The organism is Ornithinimicrobium humiphilum (assembly GCF_006716885.1).
In the GTDB taxonomy this organism is placed as follows: Bacteria; Actinomycetota; Actinomycetes; order Actinomycetales; family Dermatophilaceae; genus Ornithinicoccus; species Ornithinicoccus humiphilus.
Genome location: NZ_VFPU01000001.1, coordinates 1371008 through 1394652 on the forward strand (window position 1 = coordinate 1371008; position 23645 = coordinate 1394652).

The window sequence follows — 23645 nt, forward strand, 5'->3', positions numbered from 1 at the left end:
CACCTGCCCGGTTCCACCGCCTGCCCCGCCAGAAAAGAGTTGGTTCTTCCCGTGACAGCCAAGACACCCCGGACGCCCGACGCCACGACCACCACCCTCCCCCCGGCCTTCGCCCACGAGGCTCTCGCCGGCTTGCTCGCGCAGGGCACCCGGGACGGCCACGTGGCGATGGCGCAGGTCCGGGACGCGCTCCAGGCGGCGGAGGTGGCCACCCCCGCGGCCCAGAAGAAGGTGCTGCGCATCTTCAGCGACCACGCCATCGAGATCCGCGACGACGGCACCTCGCAGGCGGCTCCCAAGACCCGCGCCCGCAAGACCGCCACGAAGAAGGCCGCCACCAAGGCTCCGGCCAAGGCGGCCGCCGCCAAGACCACCGCGGCCAAGACCACGGCGACCAAGGCCGCCGCGACCAAGACCGCCACGAAGAAGGCTGCTGCGGCCGAGGGCGACGCCGCTGCGGCCCCGGCCAAGAAGACCGCGGCCAAGAAGGCCACCACGACCCGCGCCGCCGCGTCGGCCGCGGGCGGTGGCACGGCGACGACGCGCAAGCGCGCGGCCACCAAGACCACGGCCAAGAAGACCGCCGCCAAGAAGGCCGCCGGCGAGCCGGTGGCGGACGGCGACGGCGACGTCGACCCCGGGGAGCTCCTCAAGGACGACGAGATCGCCGAGGTCGTCGACGAGGCCGCGTCCGAGGACGGCACCGTGGGCACCAAGACCGCGGCGGTCACGAAGGACGACGACAGCTTCGTGCTCTCGACGGCCGACGAGGACGACGCCCCGGCCCAGCAGGTCGTGACCGCCGGCGCCACCGCCGACCCGGTCAAGGACTATCTCAAGCAGATCGGCAAGGTCGCGCTGCTGAACGCCGAGCAGGAGGTCGAGCTCGCCAAGCGCATCGAGGCCGGCCTCTTCGCCGAGGAGAAGCTCAACTCCGGCGAGAAGCTCGACGCCAAGCTCAAGCGCGAGCTGTGGTGGATCGCCCAGGACGGCAAGAACGCCAAGAACCACCTGCTCGAGGCCAACCTGCGACTGGTCGTCTCGCTGGCCAAGCGCTACACCGGCCGCGGCATGCTCTTCCTGGACCTCATCCAGGAGGGCAACCTCGGTCTGATCCGCGCGGTCGAGAAGTTCGACTACACCAAGGGCTACAAGTTCTCGACCTACGCCACGTGGTGGATCCGCCAGGCGATCACCCGCGCGATGGCCGACCAGGCCCGCACCATCCGCATCCCGGTGCACATGGTCGAGGTCATCAACAAGCTGGCCCGCGTCCAGCGCCAGATGCTCCAGGACCTGGGCCGCGAGCCCACCCCGGAGGAGCTGGCCAAGGAGCTGGACATGACGCCCGAGAAGGTCGTCGAGGTCCAGAAGTACGGCCGTGAGCCCATCTCGCTGCACACCCCGCTCGGGGAGGACGGCGACAGCGAGTTCGGTGACCTCATCGAGGACTCCGAGGCGGTCGTGCCGGCCGACGCCGTGTCGTTCACGCTGCTCCAGGAGCAGCTGCACTCGGTGCTCGACACGTTGTCCGAGCGGGAGGCGGGCGTGGTCTCGATGCGCTTCGGCCTCTCCGACGGCCAGCCCAAGACCCTCGACGAGATCGGCAAGGTCTACGGCGTGACCCGCGAGCGGATCCGCCAGATCGAGTCCAAGACCATGAGCAAGCTGCGGCACCCGTCGCGCTCCCAGGTCCTCCGCGACTACCTCGACTGAGCAGCGCCGCCATGGCGTCTGCGGAGTCCGACCCGACGGCGCCCGTCCCCCCTGCCGGGGAGGACGGGCGCCGTCGGCGCATCCCCACCGGTCGCGAGGTCGCGGCCCGCGAGGACGGCGTCCACGTCGTGCGGCTCACCCCCGACGACTGGGAGAGCTATGCCGAGCTGCGCATCGGGATGCTCCGCGACGCACCGGGGGCCTTCTGGAGTCGTCTGGAGGACGTGCAGGGCCGCACCGAGGAGGAGTGGCGCCGCTCGAGCGACGGCCGCACCCTGCAGGCGCGTGACGCCGACGGCTCGCCGCTCGGCACCCTGACGCTGCTCACGTCGCTCACCCCGCCGGAGCTCGGCCTGCAGCCCGGCAGCGCCGACGCCCTCGTGCTGGCGGTCTACGTCGTGCCCGCCGCCCGCGGCCGCGGCGTCGTCGACCTCCTGCTCGACACCGCGCTGGAAGTGGCCCGCGACGGGCTGGGCGCCCGGCGCATGCTGCTCCAGGTCAACGAGCGCAACGTGGTCGCCCGGCGCGTCTACGAGCGCCACGGCTACACGCTCACCGGGCGATCCCTGCCGCACCCGCACCAGCCTGGTGGCCGCGACCTGGAGATGGCGCGGCCGGTCTGAGCCCGTTCAGCCGTCGCCCGTCGGGCGCGCGCGTCCGCTCTTGATCTCCGACCGGCGCTTCTTGGCGTCGAGGCGACGGCGCTGCGAGCCCTTGGTCGGCTTCGTGGCCCGCCGGGCCGGGCGAGGAGGGGCCAGGGCCTCGCGCAGCAGCGCGGCCAGCCGGTCCCTGGCAGCCCGGCGGTTGCGCCGTTGCGACCGGTGCTCCGACGCCACCACCCGGACGCGACCTCCGACGAGCTGCGGCCCCAACGTGGCGAGCACCCGCTCGCGCTGCCGGTCGCTCAGCATCGTCGAGGTCGACGGGTCCCACCACAGCTCGACCCGGCTGTCGGTGGTGTTGACGCCCTGACCTCCCGGGCCGGACGACCGGCTGAAGCGCTCCTCGAGCTCGGCCGCCGGCACGACCAGCCCCGAGCGCAGCCCGGGACCGGGCGGCACCACGAGGTCGAGATCGGCTGACGGGTCGGGCACGAGGCCAGTCTGGCAGCCGGGCACGCGTCGTCAATGTGCCCGGAACGGCTTTCCCTCTGGGGCGCCCATTTCCCACCGCGTCGTCCCGCTCTCGCAAAAAGGCCCACAGAAATTCCGACCGGCGTTGGTTTCCCCTACGTCAGTCCGTTGACCAGCGGCGTTTACCAAGATGAACGCCTCTCGATGGCCTCACGAAGCGTTCTCGCACCTATCTTTGGCTGAGGTGAGAAGTGGGGTGGTCATTGTGGCCTGCCCTCCTCATCGATCAGACCAGGAGGAATGCATGAAGAAGATTTCCTGGGCACGCCGCGCGCTGGCCGTGACCGCCGCGACCGTGCTGGGAGTGTCGACGCTCGGGGGCACCACCGCCCTCGCCGACGACATCGTCAACAACATCGTGGCTGCCGACAAGACCATCAGGCTGAATGTCGACGAGACCGGGCAGACCGTGCTGTCCTTGGTGGAGCGCGACGAGGTGGATGGTGACCCGGAGCCCGGGTGCAACCTGCAGGGTGGGCAGACGCCTGACTACGTCTCCTACAACGTGGTCTCGAGCGACCCGGCGGTGGCGACGGTGAACCCCAGCTACGTCCGGTTCGACAAGTGCGCGGACACCTCCCTCCTGACGGTCACAGCGCACCAGGCCGGAACCGCGGTGTTCACGCTGGCGGACGCCGGGTGGTCCAACGTTAACTGGCCCGCCCCCAAGGGCCAGGGCAAGTTCGTCAGCGAGACCGCCACCTTCACGGTCATCGTGACCGCCCCGAACACCGCCCCCACCATCCGCGTCACGGGTGTCGTGGACGGCGCGTCCTACAACACGGGCGAGGTCCCGGTCGCGATGTGCGAGTGGGAGGACGCCGAGGACGGCACCGGCTCCTTCGCGGCCGAGCTCAGTGCGATCTCGGGGCCGTACGCCGTGGACGGCATCGGTGAGCAGACCGCGACCTGCTCCTACACCGACGCGGGTGGTCTGACTGCGACCGCCAGCGCCACCTACTCGATCGTGGACCCGACGGCCCCGGCCATCTCCTACGACCTGACTCCGGCGGTCCCGGACGGTGAAAACGGCTGGTACCGCTCCGACGTCTCCCTCACCTGGACCGTGAGCGAGCCCGAGTCGCCCAGCTCGCTCGTCACGACGGGTTGCGTCGACCAGCTCATCACCGAGGACCAGCAGGAGACCACCTACTCCTGCTCCGCCACCAGCGCGGGCGGCTCGTTCGGTCCGGTCGAGGTCACGATCAAGCGCGACGCGACCGCTCCGGAGGTCGAGTTCGTGGGCGGCCCGACGGGTGACATCTACTACGGCGACCCGATTCCGGTCCCGACCTGCACCGCCACGGACGCGACCTCCGGCGTCAACGCCGACGGCTGTGTCGTCACGGACGAGCCGGGCACCTCTGTTGGCCCCCACAAGTTCACCGCGACCGCGACGGACAACGCCGGCAACACCACCACGGAGGAGCTGACCTACGAGATCAAGGCCTGGACGCTCACCGGCTTCTTCAAGCCGGTCGACATGGGTGTGCTCAACACCGTCAAGGGTGGCAGCACCGTGCCGCTGAAGTTCCGCGTCTTCGCCGGCGACCGTGAGATCACCGACGTCGCCGCGGTCAAGTCCTTCACCACCCGCACGATCAGCTGCGACACCTCGCTGCCGGTCGACGAGGTGGAGGAGATCGCCTCCACCGGTGGCACCGTCCTGCGCTATGACACCGAGGACGGCCAGTTCATCCAGAACTGGAAGACGCCCAAGACGACCGGCTGCTACGAGGTCACGATGACCACGCAGGACGGCTCGAAGATCAAGGCGCAGTTCAAGCTGCGCTGACCCGCTGCTGACACTCGGTGCAGCCCACCGAGTGCCGGTGCTGCACCGGGGCCGGGCCGCCCGCTAGGATGCGAGCGGCCCGGTCCCGGGCCAGCCGGTTGCGACCGGCCACCGCCGGTCTCGTGAACGACCGGCACACCGGGGCGACCCGGGTGCTACGACAGGGAAAGGGGTTCGGGGTGCCCCAGAACGATCAGGAGCACGCCAGCGGCAGCTGTTGTCCGCAGTGGTGCGTCGTCGAGCACGACCCGGCACGGGGCGAGGACGACTGGCTGCACGTCAGCGCGCCGCTCGACGTGACCAGCCGCGTGGCGGCACTGCTGACGATGTCGGTCGACCCGGTGACGGGTCAGCGCGACGGCCCGTGGGTGATGGTGGGCGAGGACGAGTTCTCGCCCGGCCAGGTCCGCCACCTGGGCCGGGCGCTCAGCGAACTGGCAACGCGGGCGTGCGAGCCGACAGGTCATCACGCAGCAGGCTGAAGGCCGCCTCGCGGTCCTTCACGCGCAGCTTGCGCAGCACCGACGACACGTGCACCCGCACCGTGGTCGGCGAGAGGAAGAGCCGCTTGGCGACCTCGTCGGTGGTGAGGCCGTCGGAGAGCAGCTGCATGACCTCCCACTCACGGGTGCTCAGCTTGGCCGCGACCGACGAGGAGCGCGCGAACGGCCGACGCCGCGGCGCGCGGAACTCCTGCATGAGACGGCCCACGAGCTGCGGGGTCATCACCGACCCGTGCCGCAGCACGTCGCGCAGCGCGCCGGCCAGCTCGGCCGGGTCGCCCCCCTTGAGGAGGTAGCCCGAGGCACCTGCACGGAGCGAGTCGAAGAGATCCTCGTCCTCGGTGGACTGCGACAGCATCACCACCGAGATGTGGGGCAGCCGCCGCGTGATCTCGTCGGCGGCGTAGATGCCGCTGCCGGGCATGTGGACGTCGAGGAGAGCCACGTCGGGCTCGTGCTCGAGGGTGAGGGCCACGGCGTCCCCACCATTTCCTGCTTCGGCGCAGACGACCATGCCGGCCATCTCCAACGCCTCCCGCACCTGCGCGCGCACGCGCGGGTGGTCATCCGCCAGAACGATCCGAATCGGGGACTCCGGACCGACGACGACGTCGCCGCTCATCTGGTGCGCACCTGCCCTTCCCTCACTGTGATGCACGAGAGGCCCCGCCCGGATTCACGACTCCCGGACGAGGTCACCAACGCACACGTATCTCGCTTCCCCGACCCGGCTCGCTGTCGATGGACAACGTGCCGGGCAGCGAACGCGCGCGTTCGGCCATGCTCATGATGCCGTATCCCACCCCCCGTTGGACAGAGGCGGGGTCGAATCCGCATCCGTCGTCCGTCACACTCACGACGGTGGCGCCTCCCTCGCGGGTCATCCGGACCTCCACGCGGCCCGCCCTCCCGTGCCGCGCGGCGTTGGTGACGGCCTCCCGGACGATGCGCAGCACGGCGTGCCGAGCTGGCGGCTGGCCGGCACCACGGCCGCCACGAGGATCAGCAACGCGGCGGCGAAGCGCAGCGTCGCGACGAACCACAACTGCGCCGCGGGGGCGTCGGAGGGCGTCTGCGTGATGCCGCTGAGCACGTTGGCCGCCGCGAGGAGGACCAGGCTCTGGCCGATGAGCAGGTCGTCGGCGAGCCGCAGCCGCAGGTAGCGACCGTGCTAGGCGACGTCGAGGAACGGGCCCCAGAGGATCCACAACGTCAGCAGCGCTCCGACGATCCAGGCCACGAGGGTCAGGCGGCTACGGCGCAGCGCCCCGAGCCAGCCCTCCGTCATACCGGCGGAGGCGGCCCGGGGGCCGGCGGGACTCTCAGCGACGACGGAAGACTCCCCTCACCCAGGCCCTGACCCCGGCGAGCCCGCTCTGCGGCAGCAGCGCCGCGTTGGCACGGATGTTCCACGGAGTGGTCTCGCGCACCTGCTCGACCACCGTCCGGACATCATGGCCCATGTCCGTGGCGGCCGAGTCGTCCAGGTGGTCGGGCGCGGCATACCGGGAACGCTCCAGCGTGGACGTGATCCGTCCCAGGGCCTCCTCGCCCTCGGAGCGCATGACGGTCTTCTCCTTGTAGAAGCGACGCATCTCCCGCGGGCTGCGCGACGGGGGCCGGTCGACGCCGAGGTCGCCCAGGCTGCGCACGAGCAGGAGCCACTGGCCCTCGACCTTCTCCGCGGGGGTCCGCGCCGTGCGCAGCAGCTCCTCGCGGTAGCGGCGGCCCGCCAGCGGAACCAGCGTCATGAGCGCGGCCAGGACCAGGACGAGCAGGAGCGTGCGGCTGACGACCGGCCACAGGTCGATCCCGCGGTCCTCCTCCTGCGGCGCCTGCGGCTCTGCGGCCGTCGTCGGCTCCACCGGCTGCGTGACCGTGGCCGTCGTCGGCGCGACGTCACCGGTGTTCGCGGGCGTCCGGGCGTAGGCCGGGGGAGCCTCGCTGCGGATGCCGGGCGTGGGCTCGAAACGCGTCCACCCCATACCGCTGATCCACAGCTCGGGCCAGGTGTGCGCGTCGGAGGCCACCACGCGGCGTGAGCCGTCGACCTGGATCTCGCCGGGCAGGAAGCCCACGGCCATCCGCGCCGGGATGCCCTCGGAGCGGGCCATCATCACCATCGCGGTGGCGAACTGCACGCAGTAGCCCTGCCGCGTCTCGAGGAAGCCGCCGATCGGGTCGTCGGAGTCCGCCTCGGCGGCGGGGGCGAGGGTGAGGGAGTACTGGTAGGGCGCGCTGCGCAGGTGGTTCTGGATGAGGATCGCCGCCTGCAGCGCGTTGGTCGTGCCGCCGACCACCTCGTCGGCCAGCGCCGCGACAGCGTCCTCGGAGACCGGGTCGACCTCGAGCAGCTCGTCGTCGAACTGCGAGGGGTCGGCGGGGGTCTCGCCGACGCCGGCGGGCAGGTCGCCGCCGCCCGCGACGGTCAGGTAGGTCGCGGTGTACTGCTGGGCGGGCGCCTGCAGCAGCACGGTCGCGTCGGTCGGGTCGTAGCGGTAGGCCGAGCCCTGGGGCAGCTGGAGCGAGACCAGCGGGGAGGGCGCGGCCAGGTGCGGCAGGTCGAGGGCGTTGCCGCTGACCGTGATCTGCTGCTGCTGGGTCTCGACCGCCTCGTCCAGCCCGGCCGGGCGGGGGAAGGGGGCGTCGACGGGGAGCAGGTTGGAGGTCGGCCGGTCGGGCGCCACCCAGCGGCCGTCCTCCCAGCGCTCGGTCGCGGTGACGCGCAGCGGCTCGAGGCGGGTCGCGCTGGTGCGGTAGGTCAGGACCGGGGCTCGCGACTGGTTGCGCAGGTCGCGGGAGGGGTCCATGGTCTCGGTGAAGGCCACCTGCGCGCTGTCGCCGCCGGCCGACCGGGCCTCGGGGCTGCGCGCCAGGCCGTCGCCGAGGAAGGTCGGCGGCAGGTGGGGGATGAGGGCCGCGCCGACGACCGCCAGGACGAGGGCGAGCGCGCCGAGCACCTGCGACAGGCCACGGTAGGTGGGCACGCTCGCGTTGACGTCGTCGCTGCCGCGGGCCTCGCGCCGGTTGGCCGACGGCCAGCCCGCCAGCACGCGGTGCCCCTGCTGGGCGAGCATGACCAGCCACAGCACCGCGACCGCCGCGAAGTACCACGGCTCCATCGCCTGGCCCGAGTTGGAGACCGAGACCAGGAAGCCGGCGGCCAGCGGGATGCCGGCGCTCGCCGGGGCCCGGCCGGTGACGCCCATCGAGTCGACGGAGACCGCCGTCAGGGTCATGAGGGAGACGACGAGGAAGGCGACGCCGTCGGTCGTCGGCGCCGGGGCCGCATAGGTCTGGAGCACGGTGCCGGCCTCGCGGAGCAGTTCGCCGGCCAGCGCCAGCGTGCCTCCCGTGGGCACGAACCCGCTCCACAGCGTGTCGCGCAGGTAGACCTGCGTGAGCCCAACCAGCCCCAGCACGAGCTGGACGATCGAGACGATGCTCGGCGGGACGTCGAGGGTGCGCAGGATCGCCCCGGACAGCGCGACGAGCGCGACGAGGAGCACCGCGGGCGTGATCCAGGAGTTCTCCCGGAGCAGGTCGGTCAGCGGCCAGGCGACGGCGAGCGTCGCGAGGGCCGCGACCAGGCCCTCGGCCCACATGCCGCGGGCGAAGGCCTCGCGGCTGGCGTCGAGCTTCATGACCGCACCCCCGCTGGCGTCGCGCCGCTCATGGCCACCCAGGCCCGGCCGACGTCGGTGTGCGGCCCGACGACGACCGTCTGCCAGCCGGAGTCGGCCAGCAGCGACGTCGCGGCGGCGGGGCGCTCGCCGGCCCTCGCCCCGGACCGCTCGGAGCCGTCGCCGGACCGGTCGGAGCCCCGGCGCGCCTCACCACGCGTGGCGAACTTGTCGGGATCGAGCACGAAGGCCATCGCTCGCGAGCCGGGCTGGCGGATCGCGGCGAAGGTCCGCAGCGACTGCTCGTCAGAGGCGACGACGGCTGCGACGACGAGCACGCCGCCGGTCGTGAAGGGGGCCGCCGCGGCGGCGAGGCGGTCGAGGCGGGCGTCGTCCTCGGGCTGCACCCGGGCCAGCGCGTCGAGGGCCGCGTCGAGCTCGACCGGGTGGTCGGTGGTGCCGTCGCGCAGCGTGGTGTCGGTGAGCAGGTGGACGACGAAGCCGTCGGCGACCAGGTGCCGGGCGACGGAGGCGATGGCCGAGACCGCCCACTCGTAGGACGCGCGGACCCCCGAGCCCGGGTGCGCCGTGGCGCGGGAGTCGAGGATGAGCAGCGCGCGGCGCCGGGCCGGGCGGTCCTCCTGGCGCACCATGAGCTCACCCCGGTGTGCGGTCGCCGGCCAGTGGACGCGGCGCAGCTCGTCGCCCTCGCGCCAGCTGCGGATGCTGACGTCGTCCTCGCCGTGGAGGGCGACCATCTGAGGCATCTCGCCCTCGCTGCCGCGAGAGGTGCCGCGCACGCGGCCCTCGCCCAGGCTGTGCAGGCGCGGCAGCACGAGCACCTCGGTGGTCGAGGAGAGCTGCAGCGTGAGGAAGGTCAGGCCGAAGGGGTCGCGCTGGCGCAGCAGCACCGGCCCGAGCGGGTAGGCGCCGCGGTGGCGGGAGCGCACGGCATACCGGAGCCGACGGTCCTCGCCGGGGGAGAGGCGGGGGAGCACGAAGCGCGGCCGGTCGCCGAGCTGGAAGTCGAGGTGCTCCTCGGCCAGGTAGAGGGGCGTGGGGCGTTTGCCGACGTTGGTGAAGCGGGCGACGACCTGGCCGCGCTCGTCGGGCTGGAGCCGGGTCGGCTCGACCTCGCGGTCGACGCGGATCTTCGGCACGCGGCGCGGCATGAGCAGCAGCGCGAGCACCGGCAGGGCCAGCAGCACCAGGCCGATGCGCATGACGTCCTCGTAGCCGAGCAGGATGCCGGCAGCGAGGACCACCGCGCCCAGCACCACGAAGAGCTTGCCGCGTGAGGTCAGCAGCGCCCAGGGTGACTTCACGCCCCACCCCGCGTCGTCGCGGTCGTCGCTCGCACGATCACCCCTGCCCGTTGCTCAGCGACCCGCGGGGACGGAGGTCCGCCCCAGGAGGTCGCGGACCAGGTCGCTGGTGCTGTGGCGGGCCAGCGAGGCCTCGCCGGTGGGCAGCACGCGGTGCGCGAGCACCGGCACCGCCATGGTCTGGACGTCCTCGGGCAGCACGTGGTCGCGCCCGGAGAGCGCGGCGTGGGCGCGGGCGGCGCGCAGCAGGTGCAGGCCGGCGCGCGGGGAGGCCCCGAGACGCAGCTGTCGGTGGTTGCGGGAGGCGTGCATGAGGTCGACGACGTACTGGCGCAGCGCGTCGGCGGTGTGCAGCCCGCGGATCGCCTCGATCTGACGCTGCACCTCGGCGGCCGTCGTCACGGGGGTGAGCGCGTCGAGGGGGTTGTCGCCGCCGTGCGAGAGCAGCATCGCCTTCTCCGAGGCGGCCGAGGGGTAGCCCATCGACAGCCGCGCCATGAAGCGGTCGCGCTGCGCCTCGGGCAGCGGGTAGGTGCCCTCCATCTCGATGGGGTTCTGCGTCGCCATGACGAGGAAGGGCCGGGGGAGCGGGTAGGTCGTGCCGTCGACGGTGACCTGGCGCTCCTCCATCGACTCCAGCAGCGCCGACTGGGTCTTGGGGGAGGCGCGGTTGATCTCGTCGCCGACGACGACGTTGGCGAAGATCGCCCCGCGGCGGAACTCGAAGGCCCGGGTGTCCTGGTTGAAGACGCTCACGCCCGTGATGTCGCTGGGCAGCAGGTCGGGGGTGAACTGCACGCGGCTCACGTCGCAGTCGATGGCCCGCGCCAGCGCCTTGGCGAGCATGGTCTTGCCCACGCCGGGGACGTCCTCCATGAGCAGGTGTCCCTCGGCCAGCAGGACGGTGACCGCGGTGGAGACCACCTCGTCCTTGCCCTCGATGACCGTGCTGATCGCCCGGTGGATGCCGCTGGCGACGGACTGGATGGCGTCGAGGTCGACGGCTTCGGGCGCGGGCGTGGTCGCAGACATGACGTCGATCTTGCCAAACGGAGGGCGCGCACGACGACTGCCGAGCCGGACGGATCCTCCACGTCCTCCCACCGCGGCCCCCCACTTCGCCCCACCGTTCCCTCCACCGTGCCCCACGTCATACCTGGGACGGGCACTGACCTGCGGGTATGCCGTCGCGCACCACCTCAGGGGCGCGCGCCGCCACCGGGGGAGAAGCGGAAATCGGCCATGTGCCTCACATTTCCCTCCACCTCGCCCCACGGCCCATGACCTGCGAAGACGTCGACAATTCCTGGTAGAAAGGGCGTTCCAGGGGTTGCCGGGGGGTCAAAGTGGAGTAAAGTGGGGCGCACTGGAGCAGGTAGGTCGTCGCGGGTCGTGCTGAGGGGTGGTGGTGAGAGTGCTCTTCCTCGGCACCCACACGCCCAAGCTCGACGACAAGGGCCGCATGGTCCTGCCGGCCAAGTACCGCCCCCACCTGGAGCGTGGGCTCGTCATCACCCGTGGCCAGGAGAACTGCCTCTACGTCTACGCGCAGGAGGAGTTCGAGCGGCAGGCGATGCAGTGGCAGAGCACGCCCACCACCAACCGCAAGGTGCGCGACTACCAGCGCCTCTTCCTCTCCGGCGCCTACGACGAGGTGCCCGACCGGCAGGGTCGCGTGACCATCCCGCAGATGCTGCGCGACTACGCCGGCCTCTCGACCGAGTGCACCGTCATCGGCGCCGGCAACCGTCTCGAGGTCTGGGACACCGCTCGCTGGACCGACTACCTGGCGGCCGCCGAGGAGGACTACTCCACGCAGTCGGAGGAGGTGGTGCCCGGACTCATGTGAGCCGCGGTCCCGCCGTGGCCCTGTCCCTGGTCTCCTCCCGTCCGTGCGCACGCCGACACGACTTCCCCCGTGCCGGACGCGCACCGCCCCGGACGCCGGTCCGACTTCCCCCGGACCGGACCCGGACTCCCTCCCGGCGCCACTTCCCCGGTGCCGGGCCGGAACGGACGGTGGGGGACCAGGGGCAGGGACCGGCAGCCGGCCCCGACCCACGACGACACCCGGGCAGACGAACCATGACGGACGACCAGATGCCGGACCGCCCCGCCAGCGAGCGGCACGTGCCCGTGATGCTCGAGCGCTGCGTCGAGCTCCTCGCCCCCGCGCTCCAGCGCGAGGGCGCGGTCTTCGTCGACGGCACCCTCGGCATGGGCGGCCACACCGAGGCGGTCCTCGAGGCCTGCCCGCAGGCCCGCGCGATCGGCATCGACCGCGACCCCCAGGCGCTGGAGCTGGCCTCCGGGCGCCTGGCGCGCTTCGGCGACCGCTTCACCCCGGTGCACGCGGTCAGCGACGACGTGCCGGCCGTCCTCGCCGAGCTCGACCCCCCGCTGCGCCGGGCCGACGCGATCCTCTTCGACCTCGGCGTCTCCTCGCTGCAGCTCGACGAGGTCGACCGTGGCTTCGCCTACCGTACCGACGCCCCGCTCGACATGCGGATGGACCAGTCGACCGGCCTCACCGCCGCCGACGTGCTCAACACCTACGACGCCCGCGCCCTCGAGCGGATCCTGCGCGAGTTCGGCGAGGAGCGCTTCGCCCGGCCCATCGCCAGGCGGATCGTCCGGGAGCGGGAGCGCGAGCCGTTCACCACGTCCGGGCGGCTCGTGGAGCTGCTGCACGACGTGGTCCCGGCGGCCTCGCAGCGCTCCGGCGGCCACCCGGCCAAGCGCACCTTCCAGGCGCTGCGCATCGAGGTCAACGCCGAGCTGAGCGTCTGGTCCGACGCGCTGGTCCACGCTCTGTCGGCGCTCTCGGTCGGCGGCCGGATCGTCGTCCTCTCCTACCACTCCCTCGAGGACCGCATCACCAAGCGCGGGCTCGCCGCCGGGGCCACCAGCTCGGCCCCGCCCGACCTGCCCATCGTGCCCCCGGAGCAGCAGCCCTGGCTCACGCTCCTCGTCCGCGGCGCCGAGCAGGCCTCCGAGGCCGAGATCGCCGCCAACCCCCGTTCCGCCTCCGTCCGCCTCCGCGCCGCCGAGCGCACGCGGCCCACTCCCGACCAAGCCTGAGGTGCCCGCATGAGCCAGATGACCGTCGCCCCCCGACTGGGACGTCCCGCCCCCGCCCGCACCCTGGCCCGCCCGGCCGTGCGGCCCGTCGGTGCCTCGGCCCGAGGTGGACGCACCCGGGTCGTCGACGCCTCGCCCGCGGTCGCGCACGCCGGCTTCCGGCTGCTCTGCCTGGTGCTGGTGCTCGCGGCCTTCGGCTCGGTGCTGGTGCTCAACACCGCTCGCGCGGAGGGCTCCTACATCCTGTCCCGCCTCACCAGCGAGGCCACCGCGCTGCACGACCAGAAGGTCACCCTCCAGGCCGAGCTGGCCAACCTCGAGTCCGCCGAGACGCTGGCCGAGAACGCCCGCAAGCTCAAGATGGTGCCGTCCACCTCGACGGCCACCCTGCGCCTGTCCGACGGGTCGATCACCGGCGTGGCCTCCAAGGTCGACGGCGGCCGCGCGATTACCGTGGACCTGCCCTCGACGGGCGTGGCGCCGGCCGACCACTAAGGCCACCGACCCTCATCCCCGGCCACGCGGACCGGGCCTTCCGACGGACTTCAGCGAACAGGGGTGACGACTTCCGTGGCAGCAGCGCGCAGGACCCGGCGGGGACCCGTGGCCACCGGTGTGGTCCACCCCCGGCGCCGGACGCGCACCCTGCTGCTGGGGGTCCTCGTCGTCCTCAGCCTCTTCGCCGCCCAGCTGGTGCGGCTCCAGGGGCTCGACGCGGCCAGCGTCTCCGCCGCGGCCGTCAACGGCCGCCTCGAGGTCCGGGCCATCCCCGCCCAGCGGGGCACCGTCACCGACGTCAACGGCCAGGAGCTCGCCGTCAGCGTCGAGCGCCGGCGCATCGTCGCCGACCCCACCCTCGTCGAGGACTACGTGCTCAAGGACGAGGACGGCGAGGTCGTCGCCGAGGGCTTCGCCGCGGCCGCCCAGGTCGTCTCCGAGGTCACCGGCGCCGACCAGGCCTCGGTTCTCGCCGCCCTGACCGACCCTCCGGGGGAGCGCTACACCGTGCTCGACCCCGACGTCTCGCCCCAGGAGTGGCAGGAGCTCAGGGCGCGCAACGTGCGGGGCGTCAGCGCCGAGCAGGTCATGAAGCGCGACTACCCCCTCGGCGAGGCCGCGGCCCCGCTCGTGGGCTGGATGGGCGCGGGCGAGATGCCCGCAGGCGGCATCGAGCTGGTCCACCACGACGCGCTGACCGGAGAGCCGGGCGAGGCGGTCTTCGAGGTCGGCTCCAGCGGCGAGCGGATCAGCACCGGCCTCTACCGCGAGGAGCCCGCCGTCCCCGGCCAGGACGTCCGCCTCTCCCTCGACGCCGACCTGCAGTGGTACGCCTACGACGCGATCCGCAAGCGGGTCAAGGACGCCGGCGCCCTCCGCGGGTATGCCGTGGTGCAGGAGGTCGAGACCGGCCGCATCGTGGCGCTCGCCAACTACCCGAGCTTCGACCCCAAGGACAGCACGCAGACGTCCGAGGACATGCGCAACCACGCGATCGAGGACGTCTACGAGCCCGGCTCGACCGCCAAGCTCATCACGGCCGCGGCGGCGCTCGAGGAGGGTCTCGTCGAGCGCGACACCCCCGTCGAGGTGCCCGTGTCCCTGCCCCGCGGCGGCAAGGCCTTCCACGACGCCGAGCCGCACCCCGTCGAATACCTCACCTTCGCCGGCGTCATCGCGAAGTCCTCCAACATGGGCACGATCCTGGTCGGCGAGCAGCTGGGCTGGGACACCCTCTACGACTGGATCCGCAAGTTCGGCCTGGGCAGCCCCGTCGGCCACGGCCTGCCGGGCGAGTCGGCCGGCCTGGTGCCCAAGCCGGACACGCCCGGGTGGAGCGCGACCACGCCCTACACGCTGATGTTCGGCCAGGGCTATTCCGGCTCGTTCCTGCAGCAGGTCAGCGTCTTCCAGACGATCGCCAACGGCGGGGTGCGGCTGACGCCGTCCTTCGTCCAGGGCACCGTCGACGAGGACGGCCGCTACGTCGAGCTGCCGCTGCCCGAGGGCACGCGGGTCGTCTCCCCGGAGACCGCCGCGACGCTGACCGAGATCATGCAGCAGATCCCGAGCTCCAGCGGCACCGCGCCGCTGGCCGCCGTCGACGGCTACCACGTGGCCGGCAAGACGAGCACCGCCGACCGCTACGACGAGACCAAGGGCGGCTACAGCGGGGTGACGTCGAGCTTCATCGGCTTCGCGCCCGCCGAGGACCCCAAGTACGTCGTCGGTGTCGCCATCCAGCGTCCGACCCGCATCCACCGCTTCGGCGGCATCGTCTCCGGGCCGGTCTTCTCCTCGATCATGCGCTACGCGCTGCAGAAGGAGGGCGTGCCCCCGGCGGACGACCCGCCGCTGCAGCTCGACATCGAGTTCGACCCCTCGGCGCCCGCGCCGGGGGAGCCGTCCGGTGTCACACTGGGGGACATTGCCATCCGTGACGAAGGGACCCGTGAGTGATCCCCCTGACCCTCCGCGACATCGCTCGGGTCACCGGTGGGCGGGTCCGTCCCGCCACCGCCGAGGCCCAGGCGACCACCGTGTCGGCGAGCGTCGTCACCGACTCCCGGGCCGTCGAGCCCGGGAGCCTCTACGTCGCCCGCCGGGGCGAGCACGCCGACGGCCACGACTACCTGGCGGCGGCCGCCGGGGCCGGTGCCGTCGCGGCGCTGACCAACCGCGAGGTCGACGAGCTGCCGTGCGTCGTGGTCGACGAGGCGCCGGACTTCGACCCCTCCAGCCGGGTCGACCTGCCGCCCTACGACGCGGTGACCCGCGCCTTCGCCGCGGTCGCGCGCGAGGTCCACGACCGCTGCGCCGCCGCCGGCGGCCTGCGCGTCGTCGGCATCACCGGCTCCTCGGGCAAGACGTCGACCAAGGACGTCATGGCCCAGGTGCTCGCCGGTCTCGGCCCCACGCTGGCCCCCGAGGCCTCCTACAACTCCGAGGTCGGCGTGCCGCTGACCGTCTGCCGGCTCACCGAGGAGACCGCCTACCTCGTGGCCGAGATGGGCGCCTCCGGCGCGGGCCACATCGCCCACCTCACCCGCATCGCCCCGCCGCAGGTCGCCGTCGTCCTCAACGTCGGCACCGCGCACCTGGGCGAGTTCGGCTCCCGCGAGGCGATCGCCGAGGCCAAGTCCGAGCTCGTGCAGGCGCTGCCGCCAGACGGCCTGGCCGTCCTCAACGCCGACGACCCCAACGTCGCCGCCATGGCCTCCCGCACGCAGGCCCGCACCCTGCTCGTCGGCCGCGGCGAGGACGCCGAGGTGCGCGCCACCGATGTCTCCGTCGACGCCGACGGCCGCGCCTCCTTCACGCTGCACGCCCCCGACGGTCCGGCCGGGGGTCTGCCCGTCTCCCTCCAGCTGGTGGGCGAGCACCACGTCGGCAACGCCCTCGCGGTCGCCGCCACCGCCCACGAGTGGGGTATGCCGTGGCCGGACGTCGCGCAGGCGCTCGGCGAGGCGACGCCGAGGTCCCGCTGGCGCATGGAGGTCACCCGGCGCGACGACGGGGTCACCGTCGTCAACGACGCCTACAACGCCAACCCCGACTCGATGCGCGCCGCGCTGCGGGCGCTGTCCGCGATGCGCCGCCCGGAGGGCCGGACGATCGCGGTGCTCGGCGGCATGCTCGAGCTGGGCACCGACAGCGACGCCGAGCACGCGGGCGTCGGCCGGCTCGCGGCCGAGCTGGGTGTCGACCACCTGGTCGCGGTCGGCGAGCTCGCCGAGCCGGCGGCCACCGCATACACCGAGGCCGGCGGAGCCGGCACCACCCGCGCCGCCGACCGGGGGGAGGCGCACCGGCTCCTCGAGGAGCTGCTGCGACCCGGCGACGTGGTCCTGCTGAAGTCGAGCCGTGACTCCGGCCTGCGTCTCCTCGGCGACGCGCTGGCGGGGAGGGAGAGCTGATGGTCAACGTCCTGCTCGCCGGGGCCGTGGCGATGATCGTGGCGCTCTTCGGCACCCCGCTGTTCATCAAGTTCCTCGTGCGGCGCGGCTACGGCCAGTTCATCCGCGACGACGGCCCCACCTCGCACCACACCAAGCGCGGCACGCCCACCATGGGCGGCGCGGTGATCATCCTCGCGACGCTGGCCGGCTACGTCCTCAGCCACCTGCTGCTCATCCTGCTCGACCTCTCCGGGCTCGTGGAGGTCACGCACAGCCGGTTCTCGATGAGCGCGGTGCTCGTGCTCTTCCTCATCACCGGGCTGGGCTTCGTCGGCTTCCTCGACGACTACACCAAGATCTCCAAGCAGCGCAGCCTGGGCCTGACCTCGGTCGAGAAGCTCACCGGCCAGACGATCGTCGCGGTGATCTTCGCGGTCGCCGCGCTGCAGACCCCCGGCGACAACACCCGCAGCCCCGCCTCGACGGCGATCTCCTTCGTGCGCGACACCGCGGTCGACCTGGCGTGGTTCGGCCCGGTCATCGGCACGATCCTCTTCATCGTCTGGGCCAACATCCTCATCGCCGGCGCCTCCAACGGCGTCAACCTCACCGACGGCCTCGACGGTCTCGCGACCGGCGCCAGCGTCATGGTCTTCGGCGCCTACTCCGTCATCGGCATCTGGCAGTACAACCAGAACTGCCAGCTCGCCCCCGGCCCCAACTGCTACGACGTGCGCGACGCGCTCGACCTGGCGGTGGTGGCCTGCTCGGTGGCCGGCGCCTGCTTCGGCTTCCTGTGGTGGAACGCCTCGCCCGCCAAGATCTTCATGGGCGACACCGGCTCCCTCGCCCTCGGCGGCGGGCTCGCCGGCCTGGCGATCACCACCCACACCGAGCTGCTGCTCGCCATCCTCGGCGGCCTCTTCGTCATCATCACGCTGTCGGTGATCATCCAGGTGGCGTCCTTCAAGATGACCGGCAGACGGGTGTTCCGGATGGCTCCGCTGCAGCACCACTTCGAGCTGCTCGGCTGGGCCGAGGTGACGATCGTCATCCGGTTCTGGATCATCGCGGGCCTGTCGGTCGCGGTCGGCCTGGGCCTGTTCTACGGCGAGTGGGTGGCCAACCTGTGAGCGGCGCCGACCTCTCCGCCCTGACCCACCGCGACGCCGACTGGTCGACGCTGCGTGCGCTCGTCACCGGCCTCGGCGTCACCGGCTTCGCCGCCGCCGACGCGCTGCTGCAGCACGAGGCGACCGTCACGGTCGTCGACCAGGGCAACGGCACCGAGAAGCAGGACACCCAGGCCGGGATCCTCGGCATCCTCGGGGCCGACGTGCGCCGCGGGCCCGAGCACGTCGCCGGCTGGCCCGAGGACCTCGACGTCGACGTGGTCGTCACCTCGCCCGGCTGGCCCCCGCACCACCCGGTGCTGGCCGCGGCCCTGGAGCGCGGCATACCCGTGTGGTCCGAGGTCGAGCTCGCCTGGCGGCTGCGCCCGCGCGTGGGCGCCGCGCCGTGGCTCGTCGTGACCGGCACCAACGGCAAGACGACGACCGTGCAGCTGCTCGAGACGATCCTGCGCACCGCGGGCCTGCGGGCGATCGCGACCGGCAACGTCGGGACCCCGGTGCTCGACGCGGTCCAGCACCCCGACCCCTACGACGTCATCGCCGTCGAGCTGTCGAGCTTCCAGCTGCACTTCACGCACACGATGTCGCCGCTGGCCTCCGTCGTGCTCAACCTCGCGCCCGACCACATCGACTGGCACGGCTCGCTCGAGGCCTACGCCGCCGACAAGGCGCGCATCTACGAGCGCACCCAGGTCGCCTGCCTCTACAACGTCGACGACCCGCAGACCGAGCGGATGGTCGAGGAGGCCGACGTGATCGAGGGCTGCCGCGCCGTCGGTTTCACCCTCGGCACCCCCGGCCTGTCGATGCTCGGGCTCGTCGACGACGTGCTCGCCGACCGCGCCTTCATCGCCGAGCGCGCGACCTCGGCCGCCGAGCTCGGCACGCTGGCCGACCTGGCCCGCGCCTCCGGCGGCGACGGCACCAGCACGCCGCCGCCGCACCTCGTGGCCGACGCCCTGGCCGCGGCCGGCCTCGCCCGCGCCGCCGGCATCTCGAGCGCCGCCGTCCGCGACGGCTTCCGCGAGTTTCGCACCGACGCCCACCGCACCGCGGTCGTCGCCGAGGTCGAGGGCGTGACCTGGGTCGACGACTCAAAAGCGACCAACCCGCACGCCGCGCAGGCCGCGCTGCGGGCCTATCCCGACATCGTCTGGATCGCCGGCGGCCAGCTCAAGGGAGCTGACGTCGACGACCTCGTCGCCGAGGTGGCCGGGCGGCTGCGCGGCGTCGTGCTGCTCGGCGCCGACCGCGAGCAGATCGCCGCATCGCTGGCCCGACACGCCCCCGAGGTCCCCGTCCACGACGCGGGGGTCGCGGACCATGGGGACATGGACGCGCTGGCCCGGCTGATGGACGACGTGGTGGCCGCTGCCGCCGCGATGGCCCGCCCGGGCCACGTGGTGCTGCTCTCGCCGGCCGCCGCCTCCCTCGACATGTTCCCCAGCTACGGCTCGCGCGGCGAAACCTTCGCCGACGCCGTCCGTCGCCATCTGGGCGGGGAGGGCGCATGACGTCGATCACCCGTCAGCAGGGCGCCGGCCTGGGTCGCTCGCGCGGCCGCGGCCCGGCCGCCGGCGACTGGAGCATGGCGACCGTCGGGGAGTGGCTGCGCTCGCCCGTCGCGCCCTACTACATGGTGCTGTCGTCCGCGGGCATCCTCATCTCGCTGGGCCTGGTCATGGTGCTCTCCGCCAGCGGCCCCCGATCCTTCGTCGACAACGGCAGCTCCTACACCGTCTTCCTCGAGCAGCTGGCCTTCGCCGGCGTCGGCGTCGTGCTGGCCATCGTGGGCTCCCGGCTGCCGGTGCGGGCCTGGAAGGCCCTCGCGCTGCCCGCGATCCTGCTCGCGCTGGCGCTGCAGGCCGCGGTCTTCTCCGGGCTCGGCATCGAGTTCCAGGGCAACCGCAACTGGATCAGCATCGCCGGCTACAGCCTGCAGCCCTCGGAGTTCGGCAAGCTCGCGCTCGTCGTCTACGGCGCCGCCGTGCTCGCCAACCGCCGCAAGGTGATCCACCGGATCGGACAGGCGACCATCCCGTTCGTGCTGCCCTTCGGGGCGGTGCTCGTCGGGCTGGTCCTGGCGGGCCACGACCTCGGCACCGCGATGATCATGGTCGCGCTCATCGTCGGCATGCTCTGGACCGCCGGCCTGCCAGCCAAGTGGTTCGTCGGCGTGGGCGCGGTGGCCGCCGGCGGCGTGGCCTTCCTCGCCGCAGGCAGCGCCAACCGCATGCAGCGCATCCAGGTCTGGCTCGGCGACATCTGCGACTCGCCGCACGCCGCCAACGGCGGCTGCTTCCAGAAGGTCCACGCCGAGTACGCCCTCGCCGACGGCGGCTGGTGGGGCCTGGGCCTGGGCGCCTCCCGCGAGAAGTGGGGCCTGCTGCCCGAGCCGCACAACGACTTCATCCTGGCGATCATCGGCGAGGAGCTCGGCCTGCCCGGCACGCTCGCGGTGCTCCTGCTCTTCGCGATCCTGGCCTACGCCTGCTTCCGCATCGTCAGCCAGTCCGACGACCCCTTCGTGCGCCTGGCGACCGCCGGCGTCATGATCTGGATCCTGTCGCAGGCACTCCTCAACATCGGCTCCGTCATCGGCATGCTGCCGATCATCGGCGTGCCGCTGCCGCTGGTCTCCAGCGGTGGCTCGGCACTCATCGCCGCGATGATCGGCATCGGCCTGCTGCTCGCGCTGGCCCGGGCCGTGCCCGGCGCCCAGGAGCGCCTCGGGGCCAGGCCCTCGCGGCTGCGCCGCACCTTCTCGGCGGTCCCGACCCGCCGCACCGCCAAGGGGCGCCGGTGAGCGCCGCGGGCGACGGCGACCGTCCGCTCAGCGTCGTCCTCGCCGGTGGTGGCTCGGCCGGCCACGTCAACCCGCTGCTCGCCACCGCCGACGCGCTGCGCCGCCGGGTGCCCGACGTGCACATCTGCGTGCTCGGCACCGCCGAGGGCCTCGAGGCGCGGCTGGTGCCCGAGCGCGGCTACCAGCTCACCCACATCCCCAAGGTGCCCTTCCCGCGGCGCCCCGACGCCGCCGCGCTGCGCTTCCCAGCCGCCCTCAAGACGGCGGTCGGCGCCGCGCTGCAGGCCGTGCGCTCCTGCGGGGCCGACGTCGTCGTGGGCTTCGGCGGGTATGTCGCCACGCCCGCCTACCTCGCCGCCCGCCGTGCGGGGGTGCCGGTCGTCATCCACGAGCAGAACGCCCGTGCCGGCCTGGCCAACCGCCTCGGCGCCCGGCTGACCGACGCGGTCGCGACGACCTTCGAGTCCACCGAGCTGCCCGGCGCCCGGCGCGTCGGCCTGCCGCTGCGCGCCGAGATCCGCGACCTCGACCGCGAGGCCGCGCGCCCCGAGGGCCTGGCGGCGTTCGGCCTCGACCCCGACCGGCCCACGCTGCTGGTCTTCGGCGGCTCGCTCGGCGCCCAGCGCCTCAACCAGGCCTTCTCCGCCGCGGCCGGCGACCTGCTCGACGCCGGGGTGCAGGTGCTGCACCTCACCGGCGAGGGCAAGGACGTCGAGGTGCCCGCCCACGCCGGGGGACCGCGCTACGTCGCGATGAGCTATACCGACCGCATGGACCTCGCCTACGCCGTCGCCGACCTGGCCGTCTGCCGCGCCGGGGCCGGCACCGTCTGCGAGCTGTCCGCCGTCGGCGTCCCCGCGATCTACGTGCCGCTGCCGATCGGCAACGGCGAGCAGCGGCTCAACGCCGCGGGCGTGGTCGAGGCCGGGGGAGGCCTGCTCGTCGACGACGCGGAGGTCAACGCCGACTGGGTGCGCCGCACCGTCGTGCCGCTGGTCCGCGACGCCGACCGCCTCGCCGGGATGGCCCGGGCGGCCGCCGAGCACGGCCAGCGCGACGCAGACGACCAGCTCGTCGACCTCATCCTCCGGGCCGCCGGACGCGCGGGGGCGCCGGAGTGAGCGACCTGCCCGGGCAGGACACCTCCGGCGCACGCCGCATCTCCTCGCCCAACCCCCGCTTCGACCTCGCCGCCCCGGTCCCGCCCGCGGCGGAGCTCGGCAACGTCCACTTCGTCGCGATCGGCGGTTCAGGCATGTCCGGCGTCGCCCGCATGTTCCTGGCCCGCGGCATCCCGGTCTCCGGCTCCGACCGCGCCGACAGCGCGACGCTGCGCGCTCTCGAGGCCGAGGGCGCACGTGTCTTCGTCGGGCACGACCCGGCCCACCTCGAGGGCGCGGGCACCGTGGTGGTGAGCAGCGCCATACCCGAGGACAACCCGGAGCTCGCCGCGGCGCGGGCCGCGGGGCTGCGGGTGCTGCACCGCTCCCAGGGCATCGCCGCGCTGCTGCACGGCCGCGACGCGGTCGCGGTCGCCGGCGCCAACGGCAAGACCACCACGAGCGCCATGACCACCGTCGCGCTGCAGGCGGCCGGGGCCGACCCCGGCTACGTCATCGGCGCGCCGCTCGCGGGCACGGGCACCAACGCCGCGCCCGGGGGAGAGGGCGCGCCGCTGGTCGTCGAGGCCGACGAGAGCGACGGGTCGTTCCTCGTCTACCGCCCGCGTGTCGCGGTCGTCACCAACGTCCAGCCCGACCACCTCGACTTCTGGGGCGACGTCGCGGGCGTGGAGCGCGGCTACGCCGACTTCGTCCGCACCATCCGCTCGGGCGGGCTGCTCGTCACCAACGCCGACGACCCCGGCGCGGCGCGGCTCGCCGAGGGTGCGCGCGCCGAGGGCACGAGCGTCGTCACCTGGGGCACGGGGCCTGACGCCGACGTCGAGCTCCGCGACGCGCGCACGGAGGGTATGACGTCCGCCGCCACCCTGGTCTGGCACCGGGCTCTCGGGCCGGTGGCCGACGGCACCACCGTCGAGCTGGGGCTGCCGGTGCCGGGCCTGCACAACCTCGCCAACGCCACTGCCGCGGTCCTGGCGGCGACCGCCGGCCTCGGCCTGCCGCTTGAGCCGGTGCTGGACGGCCTGGCCGCCTTCCCGGGGGCGCACCGGCGCTTCGAGCTCGTCGGCGCGGCCGGCGGGGTCGAGGTCGTCGACGACTACGCGCACAACGCGCCCAAGGTGACCGCGGTCGTGCAGTCTGCGCGCTCGGCCGCCGCGGGTCGGCGTGTCGTCATCGCCTTCCAGCCGCACCTGTTCTCGCGCACCCGTGACTTCGCGCCGGGCTTCGCGGCCGGGCTGGCCGAGGCCGACGTGCTCCTGCTGCTGCCGGTCTACGGCGCGCGGGAGACCCAGGAGCAGTTCCCCGAGGTGACCTCGGGGCTGCTCGCCGATCTCGTGCGCGAGGCGGGGACGGGCACCGAGGTGCACCTGCTGGAGGACCGAGACCGGGCGGCCGACGTGCTGCATACCGTGGTGCGGCCGGGCGACCTCGTCGTGACCGTGGGCGCCGGCGACATCACCACCGTGGGGCCGCAGCTGCTGCAGCTGCTGGAGGAGGAGCAGGAGTGAGG

20 protein-coding genes are annotated in these 23645 nt (G+C 73.1%); 14 read left to right on the forward strand and 6 right to left on the reverse strand.

The genetic code is table 11. The annotated features are described in order from the left end of the window. Positions 1 to 168 precede the first annotated feature (168 nt). The gene (locus FB476_RS06305) at positions 169 to 1716 is read left to right on the forward strand and encodes an RNA polymerase sigma factor (protein WP_420359366.1); all 1548 of its coding nucleotides are present in this window, start codon (positions 169 to 171) and stop codon (positions 1714 to 1716) included. An 11-nt stretch (positions 1717 to 1727) separates the two neighbouring features. After that, positions 1728 to 2339, forward strand: coding sequence for a GNAT family N-acetyltransferase (locus FB476_RS06310; RefSeq protein ID WP_141818026.1), 612 nt, complete (start codon positions 1728 to 1730; stop codon positions 2337 to 2339). A 6-nt stretch (positions 2340 to 2345) separates the two neighbouring features. On the opposite strand, the gene arfB is transcribed toward FB476_RS06310, so the two are convergent. Beyond that, a complete protein-coding gene (gene arfB, locus FB476_RS06315) occupies positions 2346 to 2810 on the reverse strand; it encodes an alternative ribosome rescue aminoacyl-tRNA hydrolase ArfB (RefSeq protein ID WP_238329576.1) in 465 nt (154 codons plus the stop codon). A gap of 283 nt (positions 2811 to 3093) precedes the next feature. Between arfB and FB476_RS06320 the strand changes: the two genes are divergently transcribed. Both FB476_RS06320 and FB476_RS06325 read left to right on the forward strand, forming a co-directional pair. Further along, positions 3094 to 4644 carry a PxKF domain-containing protein gene (locus FB476_RS06320; protein WP_141818027.1) on the forward strand — a complete coding sequence of 517 codons (1551 nt, stop codon included), beginning with the start codon at positions 3094 to 3096 and terminating at the stop codon, positions 4642 to 4644. Between the two features lie 179 nt (positions 4645 to 4823). After that, the gene (locus tag FB476_RS06325) at positions 4824 to 5126 is read left to right on the forward strand and encodes a DUF6907 domain-containing protein (RefSeq protein ID WP_141818028.1); all 303 of its coding nucleotides are present in this window, start codon (positions 4824 to 4826) and stop codon (positions 5124 to 5126) included. On the opposite strand, the gene FB476_RS06330 is transcribed toward FB476_RS06325, so the two are convergent. From FB476_RS06330 to FB476_RS06350, 5 genes are all read right to left on the reverse strand, one after another. Further along, entirely contained in the window at positions 5071 to 5769 is a 699-nt protein-coding gene (locus tag FB476_RS06330) for a response regulator (RefSeq protein ID WP_141818029.1), read from the reverse strand. The genes FB476_RS06325 and FB476_RS06330 overlap by 56 nt on opposite strands. 73 nt (positions 5770 to 5842) lie before the next feature. Further along, the gene (locus tag FB476_RS17215; RefSeq protein ID WP_420359351.1) at positions 5843 to 6355 is read right to left on the reverse strand and encodes a sensor histidine kinase; all 513 of its coding nucleotides are present in this window, start codon (positions 6353 to 6355) and stop codon (positions 5843 to 5845) included. Positions 6356 to 6469: 114 nt separating this feature from the next. Next, positions 6470 to 8791 carry a transglutaminase TgpA family protein gene (locus FB476_RS06340; RefSeq protein WP_141818030.1) on the reverse strand — a complete coding sequence of 774 codons (2322 nt, stop codon included), beginning with the start codon at positions 8789 to 8791 and terminating at the stop codon, positions 6470 to 6472. Then, positions 8788 to 10095, reverse strand: coding sequence for a DUF58 domain-containing protein (locus FB476_RS06345; RefSeq protein ID WP_141818031.1), 1308 nt, complete (start codon positions 10093 to 10095; stop codon positions 8788 to 8790). The genes FB476_RS06340 and FB476_RS06345 overlap by 4 nt, the downstream gene beginning before the upstream one ends. Before the next feature lie 54 nt (positions 10096 to 10149). Next, positions 10150 to 11127, reverse strand: coding sequence for an AAA family ATPase (locus FB476_RS06350; RefSeq protein ID WP_141818032.1), 978 nt, complete (start codon positions 11125 to 11127; stop codon positions 10150 to 10152). A 382-nt stretch (positions 11128 to 11509) separates the two neighbouring features. On the opposite strand from FB476_RS06350, the gene mraZ reads away from it, so the two are divergent. From mraZ to murC, 10 genes are all read left to right on the forward strand, one after another. Further along, a complete protein-coding gene (gene mraZ / locus FB476_RS06355) occupies positions 11510 to 11944 on the forward strand; it encodes a division/cell wall cluster transcriptional repressor MraZ (RefSeq protein ID WP_202877010.1) in 435 nt (144 codons plus the stop codon). Positions 11945 to 12180: 236 nt separating this feature from the next. Further along, on the forward strand, positions 12181 to 13176 hold the full coding sequence (gene rsmH, locus FB476_RS06360) for a 16S rRNA (cytosine(1402)-N(4))-methyltransferase RsmH (protein WP_141818034.1): 996 nt from the start codon (positions 12181 to 12183) through the stop codon (positions 13174 to 13176). Between the two features lie 9 nt (positions 13177 to 13185). After that, positions 13186 to 13671 carry a cell division protein FtsL gene (ftsL, locus tag FB476_RS06365; RefSeq protein ID WP_141818035.1) on the forward strand — a complete coding sequence of 162 codons (486 nt, stop codon included), beginning with the start codon at positions 13186 to 13188 and terminating at the stop codon, positions 13669 to 13671. Between the two features lie 108 nt (positions 13672 to 13779). Further along, positions 13780 to 15633 (forward strand): peptidoglycan D,D-transpeptidase FtsI family protein, encoded by a 1854-nt coding sequence (locus FB476_RS06370; protein ID WP_170233547.1) that lies wholly within the window; start codon positions 13780 to 13782, stop codon positions 15631 to 15633. After that, positions 15630 to 17090 (forward strand): UDP-N-acetylmuramoyl-tripeptide--D-alanyl-D-alanine ligase, encoded by a 1461-nt coding sequence (locus tag FB476_RS06375; protein ID WP_141818037.1) that lies wholly within the window; start codon positions 15630 to 15632, stop codon positions 17088 to 17090. Before FB476_RS06370 ends, FB476_RS06375 begins: the two co-directional genes overlap by 4 nt. Then, positions 17090 to 18205 carry a phospho-N-acetylmuramoyl-pentapeptide-transferase gene (gene mraY / locus FB476_RS06380; protein ID WP_141818038.1) on the forward strand — a complete coding sequence of 372 codons (1116 nt, stop codon included), beginning with the start codon at positions 17090 to 17092 and terminating at the stop codon, positions 18203 to 18205. Before FB476_RS06375 ends, mraY begins: the two co-directional genes overlap by 1 nt. Then, complete coding sequence (murD, locus tag FB476_RS06385) at positions 18202 to 19719, forward strand: UDP-N-acetylmuramoyl-L-alanine--D-glutamate ligase (RefSeq protein ID WP_141818039.1); 1518 nt, start codon at positions 18202 to 18204, stop codon at positions 19717 to 19719. Before mraY ends, murD begins: the two co-directional genes overlap by 4 nt. Then, positions 19716 to 21011: a putative lipid II flippase FtsW gene (gene ftsW, locus FB476_RS06390; protein WP_238329577.1), complete on the forward strand. Its 1296-nt coding sequence runs from the start codon at positions 19716 to 19718 to the stop codon at positions 21009 to 21011. Before murD ends, ftsW begins: the two co-directional genes overlap by 4 nt. Continuing rightward, the gene (gene murG, locus FB476_RS06395; RefSeq protein WP_141818040.1) at positions 21008 to 22132 is read left to right on the forward strand and encodes an undecaprenyldiphospho-muramoylpentapeptide beta-N-acetylglucosaminyltransferase; all 1125 of its coding nucleotides are present in this window, start codon (positions 21008 to 21010) and stop codon (positions 22130 to 22132) included. Before ftsW ends, murG begins: the two co-directional genes overlap by 4 nt. Further along, on the forward strand, positions 22129 to 23643 hold the full coding sequence (gene murC, locus FB476_RS06400; protein ID WP_141818041.1) for a UDP-N-acetylmuramate--L-alanine ligase: 1515 nt from the start codon (positions 22129 to 22131) through the stop codon (positions 23641 to 23643). Before murG ends, murC begins: the two co-directional genes overlap by 4 nt. The last annotated feature ends 2 nt before the right edge of the window (positions 23644 to 23645 follow it).